A 17,779-nucleotide genomic window follows, 5' to 3' on the forward strand; every position below is an offset into this window, starting at 1 on the left:
CCACAATCGGCTTTCTGCTACAATGTATGGGTACTGATAACAGCCATAAACCGAGCTAGGACACTCCGGGAAGTCACAATGAAGATTCCGCCTCCACACCCAAAAGAAGAAGAAAGACTGGCGGCTTTACACCGTTACGAAATACTCGATACTGAGTTTGAAAAGGCCTATGATGAAATTGTAGAACTGGCCTCGGCTATTTGCGGCACTCCCATCGCCCTCATTAGTCTGGTAGATCGTCATCGTCAGTGGTTTAAAGCAAAAGTGGGTGTGGACGTAAACGAAACCCCCCGAGAATTGGCCTTCTGTGCCCATGCTATCCTCCAAGACGACATTTTGGTGGTGGAAGATGCTAGCAGAGACGAACGCTTCGCTGATAATCCTTTTGTAGTACAAGATCCCCCCCACATTCGTTTTTATGCCGGCGCACCTCTCATCACCCCCGATGGTTATCCCCTGGGCACCCTTTGTGCTGTGGATTCCCAACCCCGCCGCCTTACAGATGAACAGCTGAAGGCCCTCAAAATCCTCGCCAAACAGGTTGTTACCCAGTTGGAATTGCGTTTGGCTTTCAAGAGACTAAAAGAATATGCCAAAGAATTGGAACGAATCAACGCCACCAAGGATAAATTTTTTTCTATCATAGCCCATGACTTGAAATCCCCCTTCCAGGCAATCCTCGGCTATGCAGACTTGTTGAGGACTAGTGTCTCCATGTTTACCTGTGAGGAAATTACAGAAATCGCCTCAGATATATATACAGCCGGGGACAAAGCATATAAGTTGCTACAGAATTTGTTACAATGGGCCATGGTGGAACAGGGAAAGATAAGATGCAACCCGGAATCTATTGATTTGGTGTCCCTTGTCCGCGAGGTTACCGCCGTCGTCTCCACCAGTGCCAAGAACAAGAATATCACCCTTACTACCTCTTATCACCCCGTCACCTCTAGTTTTATTGTCTATGCCGACCGCAATATGCTCTTCTCTACCCTCCAAAACCTGGTTACTAATGCCATCAAATTCACCCCAAGGGGGGGCAAGGTGGAAATAAGAGTGGAAAAGAAAGAAAACTATGTTCAGGTGGCAGTGACAGATACGGGAGTGGGCATGACAGAAGAACAATTAAAAAATCTGTTCCGCCTTGAAAGCTGTAAGAGTACAAGGGGCACTGATGGGGAGGGAGGCACTGGCTTAGGATTGTTGCTGTGTAAGGAGTTTGTAGAGAGAAACGGTGGCCAAATTTGGGTGGAATCCTCCCCAAAAGTTGGCACCACCTTCACTTTCACTGTCCCAACTACTACTGTTTAAAAAGCCACTGGTGACTGCCATCAGCCCTGTTAAGGTTGTACCATACATCATAATGGAGCATAGTACTAGTTTGTTGGCAAATTTCTTATAGGCAAAGGGAGACAGAATATGACTATTAGACTACCAGTGGAGTTTCAAGACCATTTTGATGTCATAGTGGTTGGTGGTGGCCATGCGGGTTGTGAGGCGGCCTTGGCTACTGCTAGACTGGGTTGTCGCACCCTCATGCTAACCCTTAACCTGGACAAAATCGCCTGGCAACCTTGTAACCCCGCCGTGGGAGGCCCTGCTAAGTCCCAGCTTACTCATGAAGTGGATGCTCTGGGGGGGGAAATCGGTAAAATGGCCGATAGGACCTATCTACAAAAAAGGTTACTAAACAGCTCAAAAGGGCCGGCGGTGTGGGCATTGAGGGCGCAAACAGATAAGCGAGAATATAGCGCCATCATGAAAGGTATCCTAGAAAACCAGCCCAATCTCTTCCTCAGGGAGGGGATGGTAACTGATTTGATATTGGGCAACAACGATGAGATAGCCGGGGTACAAACCTATTTTGGCACCTGTTTCGCCGCCAAGGCAGTCATCCTAACCACGGGCACCTTCTTGGGAGGGAGAATCTGGATTGGCAGTAAATCTATGCCGGCGGGAAGGGCAGGGGAATTTGCAGCGGTGGGCTTAACGGATACCCTCAGAGATTTGGGTTTTGAAACTGGAAGACTGAAAACTGGCACCCCCGCTAGGGTGGATAAACGCACTGTGGACTTTAGTAAAATGGAAGTACAACCCCCCGATGAACAGGTGCGTTGGTTTAGCTTCGATCCGGAAGTGTGGGTGGAAAGGGAACAAATGAACTGTTATCTCACCCGCACTACCCCTAAAACCCATCAGATTATCAAGGACAACCTCCACCTCTCCCCCATCTACGGCGGTTTCATCGACTCCGTCGGCCCCCGTTACTGTCCCAGCATAGAAGACAAAATCGTCCGTTTCGCCGACAAGGAAAGCCATCAAATCTTCATCGAACCAGAGGGAAGAGATATCCCCGAGTTGTACATTCAAGGCTTCTCCACCGGCTTGCCAGAAAACATACAACTGGCTATGCTTCAGAGTCTTCCGGGACTGGAGAATTGTGTGATGTTACGACCAGCATACGCAGTAGAGTATGACTATCTGCCTGCCACCCAGTGTTATCCCACCCTGATGACTAAAAAGATTGAAGGGTTGTTCGCTGCCGGGCAAATCAATGGCACCACCGGTTATGAGGAAGCTGCCGCCCAGGGTATTGTAGCCGGTATCAATGCCGCCCGTTTTGTCCAAGGCAAGGAAATGATTGTCCTTCCCCGAGAACAGAGTTATATTGGTACTCTTATTGATGACTTGTGTACTAAAGATTTAAGAGAGCCCTATCGCATGTTAACATCCCGCTCTGAATATCGTCTAACCCTCCGCTCCGATAATGCTGATGCCCGTCTCACTCCCCTGGGAAGAGAAATTGGGTTGATAGACGACCGTCGTTGGCAGATATACATGGGCAAACGAGAAAGAATAAAAGCCGAACTGGAAAGACTAAACACCGTCAGAATTCGGGAAAGGGACGAAATAGCCCAAAGAATACAAGAGGAAACCCAACAGAAAATCAAGGGCTCCATCACCCTCGCCGATTTGTTGCGTCGTCCTGGTTTCCACTATGAGCATCTAGAAAAGTATAATCTTCACAATCCCCAATTGAATCAGTGGGAGAGAGAATGTGCGGAAATTGAAATAAAATATGCCGGCTATCTCAGACGACAACAGTTGCAAATTGAACAAATTACCCGTCACAGCAATCGTCCATTGCCTCCCAACCTGGACTATATGAAAATCCCCACCCTCTCCATGGAAGCCCGGGAAAAACTCAACAAGGTCAAACCTCTTACCATTGGCCAGGCTTCCCGTATTGGTGGTGTTAACCCCGCTGACATCAACGCCCTTATTGTATATCTCGAAGTACAAAGATTCCAATCCCAGTCTCTCTCCCAAGTCGGTTAGTCCATCTTCCACCCACACCCAGGGGATTTTTGGTTAATATGAGAAACAAATACACAATTCTTAACAATACTTTTAACAATAAAGCCTATGCAACGAGAAGAAGTGGGATTGAATCTCCTGGCCATCATGGTGTTTATCATTACCATTTTGACCCTCCTTGGGCCTGTTTTTCACATACCTCCCACCCTACCCGCCTTCATTACCTTTCTGCTTTTAGGCTTGGTCACCGTTGACACCTTGGCATGGAAAAATCAGGGCACCAATTTATTATTGAATTCCCTGGCTTTTCCACAACAAAAGGAGAGAATTATCTACCACGAGGCGGGCCATTTTCTCACTGCATACCTGTATCAAATCCCCGTTTCTGGTTATACTCTCTCTCCCTGGGAGGCTTTTAAAAATGGCCAGGATGGCGCTGCTGGGGTAGTTCTTGATTTTACTCCTTTTGTGGACAAAACTAAATATAACCTCAGGGAGTTGCTCCTTCAAATAGAGAAAATATCCGTGGTGCTAATGGCTGGAATTGCAGCCGAAGATGTAATTTATAAAAACATTTTGGGCGGCGAGGACGACCGAAAGCAAATGTTATCAATATATCGAGATTTAGGCTTAGATATTAACCAGTTAAAGCTGGAACAAAGGATGGCTGTATTGAAGGCCAAAAATCTTATAAAGGAAAATTTTTCTGCTTACCTAGCCCTGGTGGAAGCAATGAAAAAACGCCTACCTGTAGCTGAATGCCAAGAAATCATTCGTCAAAATCTTGGCAGCAAAAAGTCTGAATCAGTTGTTTAAATAATAAAAGAGTGTACAGGAAATTTTTAAATAAAAACCCTTGAAAAAAAACCCAATTGCCCCCACCATCCCTAATTCCCATCCCCTGCCCCACCAGCAGTGACAATTAATGATATGATTCAAAAACTGGAATTGACAACAAGACAAGACAACAGAAGATAAAAGTGAAAGTACTAGTAGTGGGCAATGGCGGCAGAGAACACGCCCTAGCCTGGAAACTGTTACAATCTCCTACGGTAGAAAAGATATTTTGTGCCCCTGGCAATGGTGGCACTGCTTTGCTAGAAAACTGTGAAAATGTCCCTATTGCTGTAAACGATTTTGCTTCTATTTTGCAACTAGTTAGGGAAAAGGGGATAGAATTGGTAGTAGTAGGCCCGGAATTGCCCCTGTCTCTGGGAATCGCTGACTACCTCCAACCCCATGGCATAAGAGTATTTGGGCCTTCCCGTCAAGGGGCAATGATTGAGGCTAGTAAATCCTGGGCAAAGGAGTTGATAAAAGAGGCGGGCATCCCCACCGCCTCCAGTGCGGTTTTTAGTGATAGGGAGTCGGCAAAAGCCTATATTCGTCAACAAGGAGCCCCTATTGTCGTCAAGGCTGATGGCTTGGCTGCCGGCAAGGGGGTAATTGTGGCAAAAACAGAAACAGAGGCATTGGGGGCAGTAGACTATCTGTTCGACCAGCAATTTTCTAAACTGGTAATAGAAGAATTCCTCACTGGACAAGAGGTTTCTGTATTGGCTGTTACTGACGGCAACACCATTCGCCCCCTTATCCCTTCTCAAGACCATAAACAAATTGGCGAGGGGGATACTGGTGCTAATACCGGCGGCATGGGCGCATATGCCCCCACCCCCATTCTGAATGAAAACCTGTCCAAACGGGTGTATGAAGAAATACTACAACCGGCTTTAACCCAGTTGCAGAAATACAATATTGATTATGTGGGTGTCATATATGCCGGCTTGATGATTACTCCTGAGGGTAATCCTAAAGTATTAGAGTTTAACTGTCGCTTTGGTGATCCGGAAACCCAGGCAGTCTTATCCCTGCTCAAAACTCCCCTGGCGGATGTCCTTTTGGCTTGTACAGAAAAACGACTGGCCGGGTTGCCACCCCTACAATGGGACGACGGTTTTGCCGTGTGTGTTGTCCTGGCAGCCGGTGGCTATCCTGGCAGTTATCGCAAGGGGGATGTAATCACCGGCATAGACTTGGCGGAAAAAGAGGGAGTGGTGGTATTCCATGCCGGCACTAAACTAGTAAATGGCCAGTTGCTTACCGACGGGGGCAGGGTATTAGGCGTCACTGGTAAGGGAAATACCCTCCAGGAAGCTATAGACTTGACCTATAGGGCAGTGGCTAAAATACATTTCCCAGATATGTACTATCGTCGCGATATTGGCCATCGTGTATTGTCCCGCCGATAAATTCTACTATGGACTGGTGGCAAAGACTAAAGGATAATTCCCTAGCAAAACTGGGTTTTATTATACTGGTTTTTCTATATATTTCAGCCATTGGGGCAGACTTTATAGCGCCTTATGATCCCTATGAACAGGTGGAAAATGCCTCCTTACTGCCCCCTACCAAGATTTACTGGTATGACCAACAGGGAAAATGGATTGGACCCCATGTATATCCCACCACTGCCGGCAAAACTGATCTGGAAACGGGGGAGAGACTATTGGAGGTTGACTATAGCAAGCCCTCCCCCATTAGGCTGTTTGTCAAAACCAAACCCTATCGTCTCTGGCAGGTGAAAATACCCCTACCACCCCGCTTTGAGGAAGTAGAAATCTTCCCCGGCTTTCTGGTAAATCGGCGTTTGTTTGGCACTATAGGGGAGGGGAGATTAAATCTTTTGGGTACAGACGAACAGGGGAGGGATGAATTCAGTCGTCTGCTACATGGGGGTAGGATTAGTCTGTTTATTGGGATTTTTGGCATTCTTATCTCTTTTCCCCTGGGGATGATTGTTGGTGGCATAGCTGGTTATTTTGGCGGCATTATAGACAACATCATCATGCGTTTCCTTGAGGTTTTGATGACTATCCCCGGCATATACCTTCTAGTCACCCTTGCCGCCGTCTTACCCCCCAGTCTTAGCAGTGGCACTAGATTTTTGCTAATAGTCATTATCACTTCCTTCATCAGTTGGTCTGGTTTGGCTAGGATTATCCGTGGACAGGTTTTAGCCATTAGGGAACAGGAATTCGTCTTAGCGGCCAAGGCTTTGGGGGCCAGTCCTTTTTATATCATCCTCCGCCATATTTTGCCTCAGACCTCTACTTATGTAATTATATCTGCTACGCTCTCCATCCCCAGTTTCATAATTGCAGAATCGGTATTGAGTTTGATTGGTTTGGGTATCCAGCAACCTGATCCCAGTTGGGGCAATCTTCTCTCTGTTTCTACCAATGCCTCTATCCTGGTGTTGCAACCGTGGTTAGTCTATCCCCCGGCTTTCCTAATAGTCCTGACGGTTTTGTGTTTCAACCTGGTGGGTGACGGTTTACGAGATGCTTTGGATCCCAAATCCTAATTCCCATTTTTTAAACCCCATTGTTGGAAATGTTCACCACAAGCACATCCATGTAGGCAGATTCTGCTATTTATAACAAAAAGCCAGTACCACTAGAAAAAACAACATGTCCCAAAAACACTCCCGATTATACCCCACTATTCGCCCCCTGGTGGCTAAATCCATTGATGGCATTGTCTTTAAAAATGATACTCTTATTGCTCTCGACTCTCGTAATGGCTATCTATTACAGGTTAATCCCTTCAATAATGACACCAGAATCGTTAACCACTCCTTCTGGGAAGATTTCATAGGCGCCAGGGGTTTATCTCTTACCCCCCATCAACTTTGGTTCACCTGTCAGGAATACATATACCACTGTGAGATAGAATGGCAGGGGGGAAAATTGACCCTGACTACTAAACCCCGTATTTGTTTTTCTATACCCTATCCCGCCAACGGTATCGCCATCCTCGACAAAACAGTTTATATTACCAGCGAAAGGGCAGGGTACATCTATGTCTACTCCCTGGAAGGGGAAATGATTACTAAATTTAATGCCCCAGGAGTAGGGGTGGAAAACATTACCGTCAGGGGGAATGAACTGTGGGTGTGTGACAACATAGAACAAACAGTATACTGTATGGATAGGGCTACCGGCGAGACCAAGTATAGTATTATCACCCCCTTTGAACACCCTAGCGCCCTAGGTTTTTTAAGGGACAGTAAAACTGCCCACCACGTTTTGTATGTGGCCTATAGTGACCAGGAGCCCTATATCCGCGATAATCCTAATAGTGACCCAAGTCACGAACTGGCCTATCGTCCTCGTACTTTTATCCACCCCCTCTATTTTAAATACTTCCCAGACAACAAATATACCCTCTCCAACGGTTTTCTCATAGAAATGACCTATTTGGAGGAAATCTCACCATTGGACTATGTTACCTTAAAGGACGTGGAATGGCGAATAGCACTCCCCACAGAAAGTCCCAGGCAAAGGGTTAAAAATATTGAACCCGTCGGCATCCCCTTTGTGATAGAAGAATATGAGGGTCAAAAGGTGGCCCTGTTTAGATTTCCAGAATTAAACCCCCACAGCCGTCATATCTTTGGTTGGCGGGCTATTCTGGAAGTATGGAGTATTAAATACCAATACAGGCCTCTTGATTGTGAAAATCTACCCCCTCTTCCCCCCGAGTATGAAGACAAATATCTCATCGATGACGACAATCTAGCCATGAGTACAGATATTGTACTACGGGCGGCAGAAGAAGCCGGGGGCAACGAGACTAACATTCTCCGCAAAATGTATAACATCCGCAACTACGTATACGACCATTTGAGATATGGCATGAAATCCTACATCGATCCCCCTGACATTGTGTTGAAAAGGGGAGTTGGCTCTTGTGGCGAGTATCTGGGGGTGTTATTGGCCCTGTCCCGTCTTAATGGTATTGCCTGTCGGACTGTCGGCCGCTATAAATGCCCTCGTCAACAAGTACTACATTTTGGAGTTCCCCTTATACCGCAATTCAATCATGTGTGGATGGAGTTTTATCTCCCCGGCATCGGCTGGCTACCCATGGAATCCAACCCAGATGACATAGAAGATTGTGTGGCCTATCCCAGTCGTTTCTTTATGGGCTTGGCATGGTATCATATGGAAATGGCAAAAGACGTCCCCTTTGAAACCCTCAAAAGTGAGGGGGAATACGTCAGTAGGGAAGTAACTACCATCGGCAGACTAGCCATCAACCATATCTATTTTACCATCCTGGAAGAATTGCCCCCTTACTAGGGATTAACCTCTTGCCACTCCCATTTTCCCCCCTTGAGAGTGTAAATGTAACGATTTTGAGGGTTGCCCCTTAACTGTAAATGGTCCACCAATAGTGGTTGTAATAGCAACAAACAAAAGTTGGCCGGCGTTGCTGTGGCCTCTGCTTTCCAATCGCCCCAATCCCATTTTTTCTTTCTCTCTTTTCCGGGTGTAGGCCAAAAAAACTGTTCCTTACCATTGTCACTCAAATTCTCCCACGCTTTTCTTCTCGCTTCCAAGTAAGGTCTTATCTCCTCCTGCCCCACATTACTGTCATCCCCCAACTCTTCTACTATTCTTACCACCCCCCTGATTCTAAATTGTTCCCTAGTTTTTGTAAAGTACCAACATATCTCTGCCATGGGATTTATTTTTAAATCCTCGTACTTTTGACTCCTTTTGTCCGTAACCATTTGCAGATAATTAGTATTTTCTAAAAACCCCCTAAACACCACTGTCCTATTAGCCGGATAACCCTGGGCAGTTACTGTAGCTAGCTGTATATATTTACTGTGATTTACTTCCCGATTTCGCCTTAGGGCTTTCTCCAGGACGGGACGCCAAGGTGCTATTTCCTCACACATCGATACTACTTAGAAAAACAACAATTGTTTTTAATTCTACCATTTCCTGTTCCCCTACACCCAAAAGGGAATTTTGTAAAGCCAAAGTAAAAAATGTTTAATTAACTTAGAAAAACTTAGAAAATTTTTGGGGAAAAAATAAGTTAAAATTAGGTAGAAAAGAGGGAAAATATTTAGGGTTTGTAATTAGAAAATTGGGAGAAAAAATGACCACCTACACCATAGTAGACATTCCCCCCATCGCCGGCGAAGAGGAGAGAATATTGTCCATTGTTAACCACTCTGAGCCAGTATATTTGCCCATCACCAACATAGACCCCAATAAAATCCGTTCTGGATTCGCCTGTGCCCTCCACATGCACCAACCAATAATCCCGGCAGGACCAAATGGAGCCCTAATATCCAATCTTCAGTACATGTTTGAACACCCCCACGAGGGCGACAACCATAATGCCGGCCCCTTCACCTGGTGCTATCGTCGTATGGGAGACTTCATCCCCGAGTTGGTCAACAACGGTTGTAATCCCCGAATCATGTTAGACTACTCGGGTAACTTGTTATGGGGATTCCAGCAGATGAATCGCCATGACATCCTCGACAATCTGAAAAAAATCACTTGTGATCCCCGCTATCATGTGTATGTGGAATGGCTGGGGACTATGTGGTCCCATGCAGTGGCCCCCTCAACGCCAATCCCCGATTTGAAGCTACATATGCTGGCCTGGCAACATCATTTTGCCTCCATTTTCGGGGAAGATGCCCTCAGGAGGGTAAAGGGCTTCTCACCACCAGAAATGCATCTGCCTAACCATCCCGATACCGCCTATGAGTATATTAAAGCCCTAAAGGAATGTAGTTATAGGTGGTTGCTAGTACAGGAACACTCCGTAGAACGTCTTGATGGCTCTGGTTTACGCCACGACGACAAGTATATTCCCAATAGACTAGTGGCACGCAATTCCAAGGGAGAGGAAATCAGTATCACTGCCTTGATCAAAACTCAGGGCTCGGATACTAAACTCGTAGCACAAATGCAACCCTACTATGAGGCCAAGGGAAGGGGCAGACAGAATATAGGCGATGTGTCTGTCCCCTCCTGTGTCACCCAGATTGCCGACGGGGAAAATGGTGGTGTGATGATGAATGAGTATCCCGGCGCCTTCCATCCCGTGTGGTATCAAATCCGCGACAATTTTGAAGGGGTAGTGGGGTTGAATGGCACTGAGTATATCGAGCTGGTGGAATCCCTGGGTGTCAAACCAGAAGACTATCCTGTCTGTCAGCCGGTGGGACAACACAGGATTTGGGCCAAGGTGGGGGATAACATTACCCCGGAAAATGTAGAGAAAGCCATCGAGGAGTTGAAAAAAGAAGATCCCCGTTTTCACATGGAGGGGGCATCTTGGACCAATAATATCAGTTGGGTACGGGGTTACGAGAACGTTTTAGGCCCCATGAATGAACTTAGTGCTAAATTCCATGAGAAATTTGATCCCCTCGTGGCACAAAATCCTGGCTACACTAAAACCAGGGAGTATCAACAGGCCCTATTGTACAACCTGCTGGTACAAACCAGTTGTTTCCGTTATTGGGGCCAGGGCAAATGGACGGAATACGCCCAACAATTGTATCGCCGCGGCATTGAATTGTGCCAATAGAAGTCCCTAATCTCATGTGAGGGCCTACATAGGCCCTCTGAGGGCCTGGAGATGTTAGGAAAAAGTTTCATTAAGTTGTTGCAAAAGTTCGTCCAATTCCTCCAAAGCCTGACTTACATCCAAACGTAAATCCCCAAGGGGTAATTCTAACAGTTGGACTAATACCTCTCTCTTCTCGGCAATGGACTTTATTTTCTCCCTAATGGCACCTTTTGAGTTGTCAGTATTACTATTAGTATTGCTATTCATACTCTCCCCCATGACAATGACAGTCCCTATTGTATCAATCGGGGCGTTGACTATAAGAGTTTACGGTTAAAAAGTTTGGGGGTAGATGGGCAAAACTGTTTTTCTCCAACTGTTGTAGGGTTATTGCCAATTCTACTTGTTTTTCCAGTAGGTCAGTATAGGAAACAAGATTGCTCAAACCGTCAATCAGCCTTCTTAGATTGCGTTTGAATTGGGGATCTCCTGTGAACTCTTCTATGTCAGAGGTAATCTTAGCGGTGTTGGCAAAGGTCACCCTCGCCGAGTCCAAAGTCTGCTGGAGGGTTACAAGGGTAGCAGGATTGTTCAACTGGGCGGAAACAGTTGTCAGGTCGTTGCTGATTTTAACCAAGTTATCGCTTATCTGACTCAGATTTTTGCTTATTCGAGCCACATCTTTTCCCTCCACCCGTGATAGTAGACTATTGGTGGTTTCCGTCAGTTGAGCCACATTCCCCAGAACTTTTTGCAACTCATTCTTATTATCATTGATAAGCTTATTGACATTGATAGTCAAAGTTTTCAATTGAATGGCAAGGGCGCCATATTCACTTCCCAATCGTTGTAGTTGGGTATTAGCAGTATCCCCCACAGTTTGGGTAGTTTGGGAAAGGGATTGGGCGGTAGTGGTAATGACATTGGCAGTTTTGCCCAGTTTCTCCAAATTCTCATTGACACTTTTGGCAACAGACTCCATTTCCCTTGTCAGGATTTTAGTAGTCTTGGTTACTTCCTTAGACAAAAGAGTGAATTCGTCTAGGGCTTTATTGGCTTTGAGAATAGTCTGATTTAGGTTTTCTAAGACCTTCTGGTTGTCCAAACCCTCTGCCAAACGGGCTAAACTTTCTGTGAAGTCGGGGGAGGCTTTAGCGGCAATCTCTTGGCCGTTACACAAAATCAGTCCTTTTTGTTTACAATCCTCATCTAGGGGGCCAACCTTTTGTGTCCCCTCCAGAGCTTCAAGAGGGGTAATATTAACATTAACCTCTCCCAGTAAACCCGAGCGGGTGGTGGAAACTTCCACATTTTTGGGTATTGCCAACCCCCTGTCTATTTCTGCCAAAACCTCTACGCCACTTGCGGTAGGTTGAATGGTATTTATCCTACCTACCACGACTCCACGGTATAATACCCTGGCGCCTTCTCTTAAACCCCCGGCATTGTCAAACAGCAACTTCAGCTGGTAATTGCCGCCTCTTAGTTGATTTTGTCTTAGGAAAAAAATAATCATACCAAAGGCAATTAAACCAGCCAATAAAAATAAACCAATCAACCCCTCCCTAAATAGTCTGCTGTGGCGCCTCATACTGGCAACAGAAGCCCCCATTCTAATAATTTCCCTTAATAGTTTAGCTAATAGTTTATGACTTTAATAGGTCCTTGGGTGCTGGCACTGAAAAACTGTCTTACTAGGGGATTATCTGTGGTGTCAATTTCGGTAATGTCTCCCTCCCACTGAATGGCGCCATCGTAGAGAAAGGCCACTCTTTTGCCAGTCCGACGAATAGTACTCTCCTGGTGTGTCACCATCACATAGGCACAATCCCCACACAAATGGCCATGGATAGAGGTAACTAAGTCTTCGACAACCGTAGAAGCAATGGGATCCAAACCGGCAGTAGGCTCATCATATAAGATAACATTAGGTCTTTCCCCCGGTTTTTCCGGATTGTAAATGATGGCGCGGGCAAAACTGACTCGTTTTCGCATCCCCCCTGACAGTTGACTTGGTAAAAGCTCGGCTATTTCCGGCGACAGGCCCACCTTTTCCAACACCTCATCCACCAACTTAGCTATGGTGCCCTCGTCCAGTTTAGAGTGTTGATAGAGATAGAAACCCACATTCTCCCTTACTGTGAGGGAGTCAAACAGTGCTGCTTGTTGAAACACCATGCTAATACGAATGGGCTCATCACTATCCTCAATTAAACCCTCTCGCTTTTGCCCCTTGATGTAAATCTCCCCCTCATCGGGGGCAAGCAAGCCAGCAATAAGTCGTAGTATTGTGGATTTTCCTGAGCCACTTGGGCCTATAATGACAAGAGCATCCCCCTCATATATCTTCAAATTGGCCCCCTTGAGGATAACCCTATCCCCAAATGCCTTGGATACCCCCCGCAATTCCACCAGTGGTATTCTTTCCTCTTGACTCATAGTGGTATCTACTGGCATTTTTGAGCCTCTTGGGCATAAATCTCCTTCCATTGTCTCATCTGTTCTGGATTTTTCGGATCAATAGACTTGATTTGGGGGTTTCTGGCATAGAAGATTTCATTAGTCTTGGCGGTGATGCCTGCCGGCGAACATTCTGGTATTTCTTTAAAAGGCATGGGGGCATCTGGATCACTTTCTTTTACCTTCACCTGCACTTGTGGTGATTCCGACTCCGACTTCTCAGCAAAACCCCCTGGCGACGGTGATGGGGGGGAGGCAGCTTCATCTGTCTTGTCTGAAGAAGTCTTGTTATTCCCCTTTGGCTGACTGGTGATGACATTATCTTGTTGCTGGGGGGTTTCGCTAGTAGCCTCAGTATTTCCGTTGTTGCCGGGGGAGACAGTTTGGGATTGTTGTTGGGGTTGGGGGGAAGCAGTATCCTTTCCCTTCTCGTATCCTGATTTTATTTCCGCATTGATTTTCAGATTCAACCCCTCTAATGCCCGACGATCGCAGCCTACGAGAAATACACTGACTACTAACAGGCCTAAAATTGTTTTGTTTCTACACATGAAAGCCACTAAGTGTGATTGAATTGACAATTCCAACTATTATTATAGGGTAACAATTTTTTATGTTTCTCCGTTGCCCTTTGTCATGTACTCCACTGTTATGTCTACCAATTTAACAACTACATTTATAATTTAAAATTCCCTCCCACAAGTCTATTATTTGTCTGTCAACTATAGCTCGAGACAACTTCACAACAGGGCATGGATTGAACCAATTAGTCTTCCACTGAAAAAGCGTGACATCCCCATGGAAACTTCCACCACAAAAACACAATAAAAAAATCGGACTGTTTACGTATTTGTTTTGCAGTCCAATTTGTCAGAATGGAATTAGAATAGGCGGAATATAAAAGGATAACGGTATGGCTGGTCAGGATTCTTCAGAACTGCTATTATAGCAATAATGGGAAGGACAACACTCATAATTCCTATCAAGGGTAACAATAAAAACCCGATTAGGATGAGACATAGTACGGCGGCAATGATATACCAGATAAATACACTTATAAAAAAATTGATTGATTCTTTTGCATTAGCCTTGACAATCGGATCATTGGTGGTTGCTACTATTACAATGGGTACAAACACTGGCAATACTATAAAATTCAGCAGTGGAGAAGCGTGACAAGCAATTGAAAGCAGTTTACGCTGTTGTGGGTCATATGTTGGGCTTATCATCTTTTTTGAGTTCAAAATAACAATATGACTCACTAGGGCCTTAGCCTATATAGAGGGGCTGTTTTGTCAGTATTATAGTCTGTCTCTTTAAAGCCGCAACTTATTTTTTAAGAAACTTTAGCTCAACCAGGTTGCTGTTGGTGCTTCCCGTTGCCCCCCCTTCCCTATGGCATTGTCGGTGACAGGTTATGATTATAAACTGGTAGACTTGCCTTGACTGGATAACAAACACCTTTTTAAAACTAACATTCTTTCAATTTGTCTTTCCGTGTACCATTTCAAACTGCGTTCGTAGCAAAAGATACTGTTAGGACTTCTGGTGTAAACTAAAACGCCCGCAACCCAACCAAAGGGGGGGTTACTACCAAAAAAGACTACCAGTTTTCTAATAAATGCGCTAGAATAAGGTAATGGGTAAGCGGAACTGGCGGAATTGGTAGACGCGCTAGATTCAGGTTCTAGTGTTCGCAAGAACTTTCGGGTTCGAGTCCCGAGTTCCGCATATTTGATGCCCCCCGAAACTCAAAGGGTTTAAGGGATAACCCGGACAACACTGTCAGGGGGATGGGGTGACGGGGATAATAAAACTCCCCCTCCAAATACCTCTTCACATTCCTTGCCAAAAACCCGAAAATGTGCTACCCGTGGAGGCGGTTGTTTCTACGGAAAATGAGAGTGCCTCCCCACTTGTATTACTAAGCAGGGGCCTGTGAAAGAATAAACTACTACAAGGATGACACCCCCAATCCCCCTTGTGTTTTCTAGTCTAAACTAAAGTCAGTCCAAAGTAAACTGGTTTTTATAGTTAAATTTCCCGGCAGGCAACAGCAACAAGACTAGTCATCTACTAGTTGTTTATTGCAATACTTTTATTCCCCTGCTAGGGCATATTCAATCTTTATTCAACTGTGGTAGCAATTGTGCCAACACCAACATCAGGGAGAAAAATTGAGGTTTTAAGACAAAAGGCTTGGTAGAATTTTGACTGGTTGGAAAAAAGGTGAAAACAAGAAGTTACCTGGAAAAACTGATGGGGAAGTATCTGATAGTAAATGCTGATGATTTTGGGATTTGTGAGGAGGTAAATGAGACAATTATAGCCGCCCATCGTCAAGGAATCGTAACTAGTACCAGTTTAATGGTATCGGGGGAGGGTGTGGAGGAGGCAGTGAAGCTTGCTAAAAATAATCCCAGCCTGGGAGTGGGTTTACACTTAGTTTTGTGTTGTGGCAAGTCGATTCTTCCTCCCTCTCAAATCCCTCATCTGGTTGACTGTAGCGGGAATTTCCCTAATAATCCTACTGTTGCCGGCTTGCGTTATCAGTTTATTGCTGCTGCCAGGGAGGAATTAAAGCTGGAAATTAAAGCACAATTGGATAGATTTATTGAAACTGGTCTTCCATTGTCTCATATAGATGGCCATTTACATCTCCACTGTCATCCTGTTGTCATTAACATTCTGGTAGAATTGGCAAAAGAGTATCCCATTAGATTTATTCGTCTACCTCTAGAAGAATTGCATTATACTCTTCGCCTCGACTCTAGTAATCTGGGGTTGAAGGCAATATATGCCAACATCTTTACTCTCCTGAGGAAATACAATGAGAGACAACTTGCTGGAAGCGGTATTAGATGGCTTGAGCGGGTATATGGTTTGCTACAAACGGGACACATGACAGAATCTTATTTGTTGGGGTTGCTTCCACAGATAAAAACCACTACCAATGAGATTTATTTTCATCCCCAGAGGCAAGACGACAGGGAGTTTGCGGCTTTATGTAGTCAGAGGGTAAAAGATATGTTAGTCTCAGAGGGTTTTACTCTGGTTAATTATTGGCAGTTGGGGGAGAGGGGGGATTAAGGAGTGTTTAACATCTTACTCTTATTTGTTTTGGTAATCACTCAGGTTTTAGGGGATGTTTGCCTCAGTCAGGCGATGAAATTATATGGGGAAGTCACTTCCTTTTCCCCCGCCGCAGTGTTTGCCGTTATATACTATCTCCTCACTTCTATTTGGTTTTATATGGGTTTAGGCAGCCTTACCGTTTCCTGGTTTATTTATCTTTTTGCTGTTTCCAAGATGGATTTGAGTTATGTTTTGCCCATTCATGCTTCCAGTTATGTGATAAATGCTTTATTGGCTTGGCTGCTGTTAGGAGAAATCATAACACCATTGCGTTGGTTTGCCACTTTATTGATTTCCGTCGGGGTTTTTATTGTTGGTTATAGTGAGTATCTGAGGAGGAAGTCTCTTTTGGCTGCCAACAAATCCTCCAGCCTTCTGCCCCTATTTTTGTTGTTTATTCCTACTAACTTCTTCTCTCCTTTTTGGTTAGGTGTAATCGTGATGGTATTAGCCGACAGTTGTGGAGATTTACTCAATGCCAAGGGAATGAGACTAATCACCCCCCCTGCCTCTTTTTCTTTAGCTGAAATCTCCCGTTGGCTGCTTCAAATTGCCACCAATTTTTATGTCATTGTAGCAGTTCTATGTCAGGCATTAGCCCTCTTCTTGTTCATTTCCCTTTTAAGTTGGGATGATTTAAGTTTAGTACGTCCCGCTAGTGCCCTTGGTTATCTTGTAACAATTCTGGCCGCAAAATATCTCCTGGGGGAAAGAGTCAGCAGATTGCGTTGGTTTGGCATCACTCTTATTGTAGCCGGTGTTATGATTTTGTCCGTCAGTTAGTTTTTCAATGTCGTCAGTTTTAACCACAAATTTTACTATCGTCCCCCCTCTTCGAGCTTATAAATCATCATCTGGTCCAATAATACTCTATTTTATCCCTTCGTTTCTGTTTATTTTGAATTTAAAGCTCCCTGATTTTAGAATGCAGATTGCTGTAGTTACAGTTTTATTTGTTTTTTATGATACTTTTGGTGCTACATTGGACCCTGGTTTTTTATTTTAAAATAGCCCTTCTCAGAAGGCATTGATAGTCTTGATAGAGAAAAAAATTATCTCAAGATGTGACGAGGGGAAAAATACAAAAAAACCTATTAGCCAAATGTATTAATATAATCGCTTCGGGGGGGAGAAGACTATAACAATGACAAAGAGAATACAAATAGTTGATTCCGGCAATGGACTTAGCCAGCCCAAGTGTAAATATAATGGATTGTAGGCTGTAATTCCACGAAGAAGATAGTGTGGATTATAACACGACAGAGGTAATAGAAATCAAGGCCAGGTGTGAGAATAAAAAACCCATGGCCAAACTCAAAGTGATGGTATACTTTCCAGACAACCCCCAGATAACCCCTGATACGTTAGAAAATTAGACTTACACTGTAACAGTAAGTGCAGTAGTCAATATTCCACCACAGACTGCCATGACGCCTCAAAACAAATCAGCCTTCCAATTATGATAGTTATAATGTAA

The 17,779-nt window shown here is 44.8% G+C and carries 15 protein-coding genes and 1 tRNA gene; 10 read left to right on the plus strand and 6 right to left on the minus strand.

From position 1 onward, the window contains the following. Nucleotides 1-78 precede the first annotated feature (78 nt). The 6 genes from IGQ44_02310 (at nucleotide 79) to IGQ44_02335 (ending at nucleotide 8,462) form a co-directional block, all read left to right on the plus strand. Nucleotides 79-1,311, plus strand: a complete 1,233-nt coding sequence (locus IGQ44_02310; GenBank protein ID HIK36812.1) for a GAF domain-containing sensor histidine kinase — start codon at nucleotides 79-81, stop codon at nucleotides 1,309-1,311. A 108-nt stretch (nucleotides 1,312-1,419) separates the two neighbouring features. After that, complete coding sequence (gene mnmG, locus IGQ44_02315) at nucleotides 1,420-3,339, plus strand: tRNA uridine-5-carboxymethylaminomethyl(34) synthesis enzyme MnmG (protein ID HIK36813.1); 1,920 nt, start codon at nucleotides 1,420-1,422, stop codon at nucleotides 3,337-3,339. Nucleotides 3,340-3,426: 87 nt separating this feature from the next. Then, a complete protein-coding gene (locus tag IGQ44_02320; GenBank protein ID HIK36814.1) occupies nucleotides 3,427-4,134 on the plus strand; it encodes an ATP-dependent Zn protease in 708 nt (235 codons plus the stop codon). 164 nt (nucleotides 4,135-4,298) lie between these two features. Further along, a complete protein-coding gene (gene purD, locus IGQ44_02325) occupies nucleotides 4,299-5,567 on the plus strand; it encodes a phosphoribosylamine--glycine ligase (protein HIK36815.1) in 1,269 nt (422 codons plus the stop codon). 8 nt (nucleotides 5,568-5,575) lie between these two features. Beyond that, entirely contained in the window at nucleotides 5,576-6,682 is a 1,107-nt protein-coding gene (locus IGQ44_02330; protein ID HIK36816.1) for an ABC transporter permease, read from the plus strand. Between the two features lie 106 nt (nucleotides 6,683-6,788). Next, on the plus strand, nucleotides 6,789-8,462 hold the full coding sequence (locus IGQ44_02335) for a transglutaminase (protein ID HIK36817.1): 1,674 nt from the start codon (nucleotides 6,789-6,791) through the stop codon (nucleotides 8,460-8,462). Here IGQ44_02335 and IGQ44_02340 read toward each other — a convergent pair. Beyond that, complete coding sequence (locus IGQ44_02340) at nucleotides 8,459-9,067, minus strand: pyridoxamine 5'-phosphate oxidase family protein (protein HIK36818.1); 609 nt, start codon at nucleotides 9,065-9,067, stop codon at nucleotides 8,459-8,461. The two genes, IGQ44_02335 and IGQ44_02340, sit on opposite strands and share 4 nt — an antisense overlap. A gap of 206 nt (nucleotides 9,068-9,273) precedes the next feature. On the opposite strand from IGQ44_02340, the gene IGQ44_02345 reads away from it, so the two are divergent. Then, nucleotides 9,274-10,725 (plus strand): glycosyl hydrolase family 57, encoded by a 1,452-nt coding sequence (locus tag IGQ44_02345; protein ID HIK36819.1) that lies wholly within the window; start codon nucleotides 9,274-9,276, stop codon nucleotides 10,723-10,725. Nucleotides 10,726-10,779: 54 nt separating this feature from the next. Here the strand turns inward: IGQ44_02345 and IGQ44_02350 are convergent, their stop codons facing one another. The 5 genes from IGQ44_02350 to IGQ44_02370 form a co-directional block, all read right to left on the minus strand. Then, nucleotides 10,780-10,974 carry a hypothetical protein gene (locus IGQ44_02350; protein HIK36820.1) on the minus strand — a complete coding sequence of 65 codons (195 nt, stop codon included), beginning with the start codon at nucleotides 10,972-10,974 and terminating at the stop codon, nucleotides 10,780-10,782. Nucleotides 10,975-11,008: 34 nt separating this feature from the next. Beyond that, nucleotides 11,009-12,298: an MCE family protein gene (locus IGQ44_02355; protein ID HIK36821.1), complete on the minus strand. Its 1,290-nt coding sequence runs from the start codon at nucleotides 12,296-12,298 to the stop codon at nucleotides 11,009-11,011. A gap of 47 nt (nucleotides 12,299-12,345) precedes the next feature. After that, nucleotides 12,346-13,146, minus strand: a complete 801-nt coding sequence (locus IGQ44_02360; GenBank protein HIK36822.1) for an ABC transporter ATP-binding protein — start codon at nucleotides 13,144-13,146, stop codon at nucleotides 12,346-12,348. A gap of 8 nt (nucleotides 13,147-13,154) precedes the next feature. Further along, nucleotides 13,155-13,718 carry a hypothetical protein gene (locus tag IGQ44_02365; protein HIK36823.1) on the minus strand — a complete coding sequence of 188 codons (564 nt, stop codon included), beginning with the start codon at nucleotides 13,716-13,718 and terminating at the stop codon, nucleotides 13,155-13,157. A gap of 330 nt (nucleotides 13,719-14,048) precedes the next feature. Further along, complete coding sequence (locus tag IGQ44_02370) at nucleotides 14,049-14,396, minus strand: DUF4870 domain-containing protein (GenBank protein HIK36824.1); 348 nt, start codon at nucleotides 14,394-14,396, stop codon at nucleotides 14,049-14,051. A 418-nt stretch (nucleotides 14,397-14,814) separates the two neighbouring features. Between IGQ44_02370 and IGQ44_02375 the strand changes: the two genes are divergently transcribed. The 3 genes from IGQ44_02375 (at nucleotide 14,815) to IGQ44_02385 (ending at nucleotide 17,085) form a co-directional block, all read left to right on the plus strand. Beyond that, a tRNA-Leu gene (locus IGQ44_02375) sits at nucleotides 14,815-14,898 on the plus strand. A 528-nt stretch (nucleotides 14,899-15,426) separates the two neighbouring features. Next, nucleotides 15,427-16,257: a hopanoid biosynthesis-associated protein HpnK gene (gene hpnK, locus IGQ44_02380; GenBank protein ID HIK36825.1), complete on the plus strand. Its 831-nt coding sequence runs from the start codon at nucleotides 15,427-15,429 to the stop codon at nucleotides 16,255-16,257. Between the two features lie 3 nt (nucleotides 16,258-16,260). Then, nucleotides 16,261-17,085 carry an EamA family transporter gene (locus IGQ44_02385; protein HIK36826.1) on the plus strand — a complete coding sequence of 275 codons (825 nt, stop codon included), beginning with the start codon at nucleotides 16,261-16,263 and terminating at the stop codon, nucleotides 17,083-17,085. Nucleotides 17,086-17,779: the final 694 nt, after the last annotated feature.

The sequence above is a fragment of the Geminocystis sp. M7585_C2015_104 genome, assembly GCA_015295805.1.
Taxonomy (GTDB): Bacteria; Cyanobacteriota; Cyanobacteriia; order Cyanobacteriales; family Cyanobacteriaceae; genus DVEF01.

Coding starts and splice junctions, on each gene's coding strand:
- IGQ44_02310 (HIK36812.1), top strand. CDS start 79: ATGAAGATTCCGCCTCCACACCCAAAAGAAGAAGAAAGACTGGCGGCT.
- mnmG (HIK36813.1), top strand. CDS start 1,420: ATGACTATTAGACTACCAGTGGAGTTTCAAGACCATTTTGATGTCATA.
- IGQ44_02320 (HIK36814.1), top strand. CDS start 3,427: ATGCAACGAGAAGAAGTGGGATTGAATCTCCTGGCCATCATGGTGTTT.
- IGQ44_02330 (HIK36816.1), top strand. CDS start 5,576: ATGGACTGGTGGCAAAGACTAAAGGATAATTCCCTAGCAAAACTGGGT.
- IGQ44_02335 (HIK36817.1), top strand. CDS start 6,789: ATGTCCCAAAAACACTCCCGATTATACCCCACTATTCGCCCCCTGGTG.
- IGQ44_02340 (HIK36818.1), bottom strand. CDS start 9,067: ATGTGTGAGGAAATAGCACCTTGGCGTCCCGTCCTGGAGAAAGCCCTA.
- IGQ44_02345 (HIK36819.1), top strand. CDS start 9,274: ATGACCACCTACACCATAGTAGACATTCCCCCCATCGCCGGCGAAGAG.
- IGQ44_02350 (HIK36820.1), bottom strand. CDS start 10,974: ATGAATAGCAATACTAATAGTAATACTGACAACTCAAAAGGTGCCATT.
- IGQ44_02355 (HIK36821.1), bottom strand. CDS start 12,298: ATGAGGCGCCACAGCAGACTATTTAGGGAGGGGTTGATTGGTTTATTT.
- IGQ44_02360 (HIK36822.1), bottom strand. CDS start 13,146: ATGAGTCAAGAGGAAAGAATACCACTGGTGGAATTGCGGGGGGTATCC.
- IGQ44_02365 (HIK36823.1), bottom strand. CDS start 13,718: ATGTGTAGAAACAAAACAATTTTAGGCCTGTTAGTAGTCAGTGTATTT.
- IGQ44_02370 (HIK36824.1), bottom strand. CDS start 14,396: ATGATAAGCCCAACATATGACCCACAACAGCGTAAACTGCTTTCAATT.
- hpnK (HIK36825.1), top strand. CDS start 15,427: ATGGGGAAGTATCTGATAGTAAATGCTGATGATTTTGGGATTTGTGAG.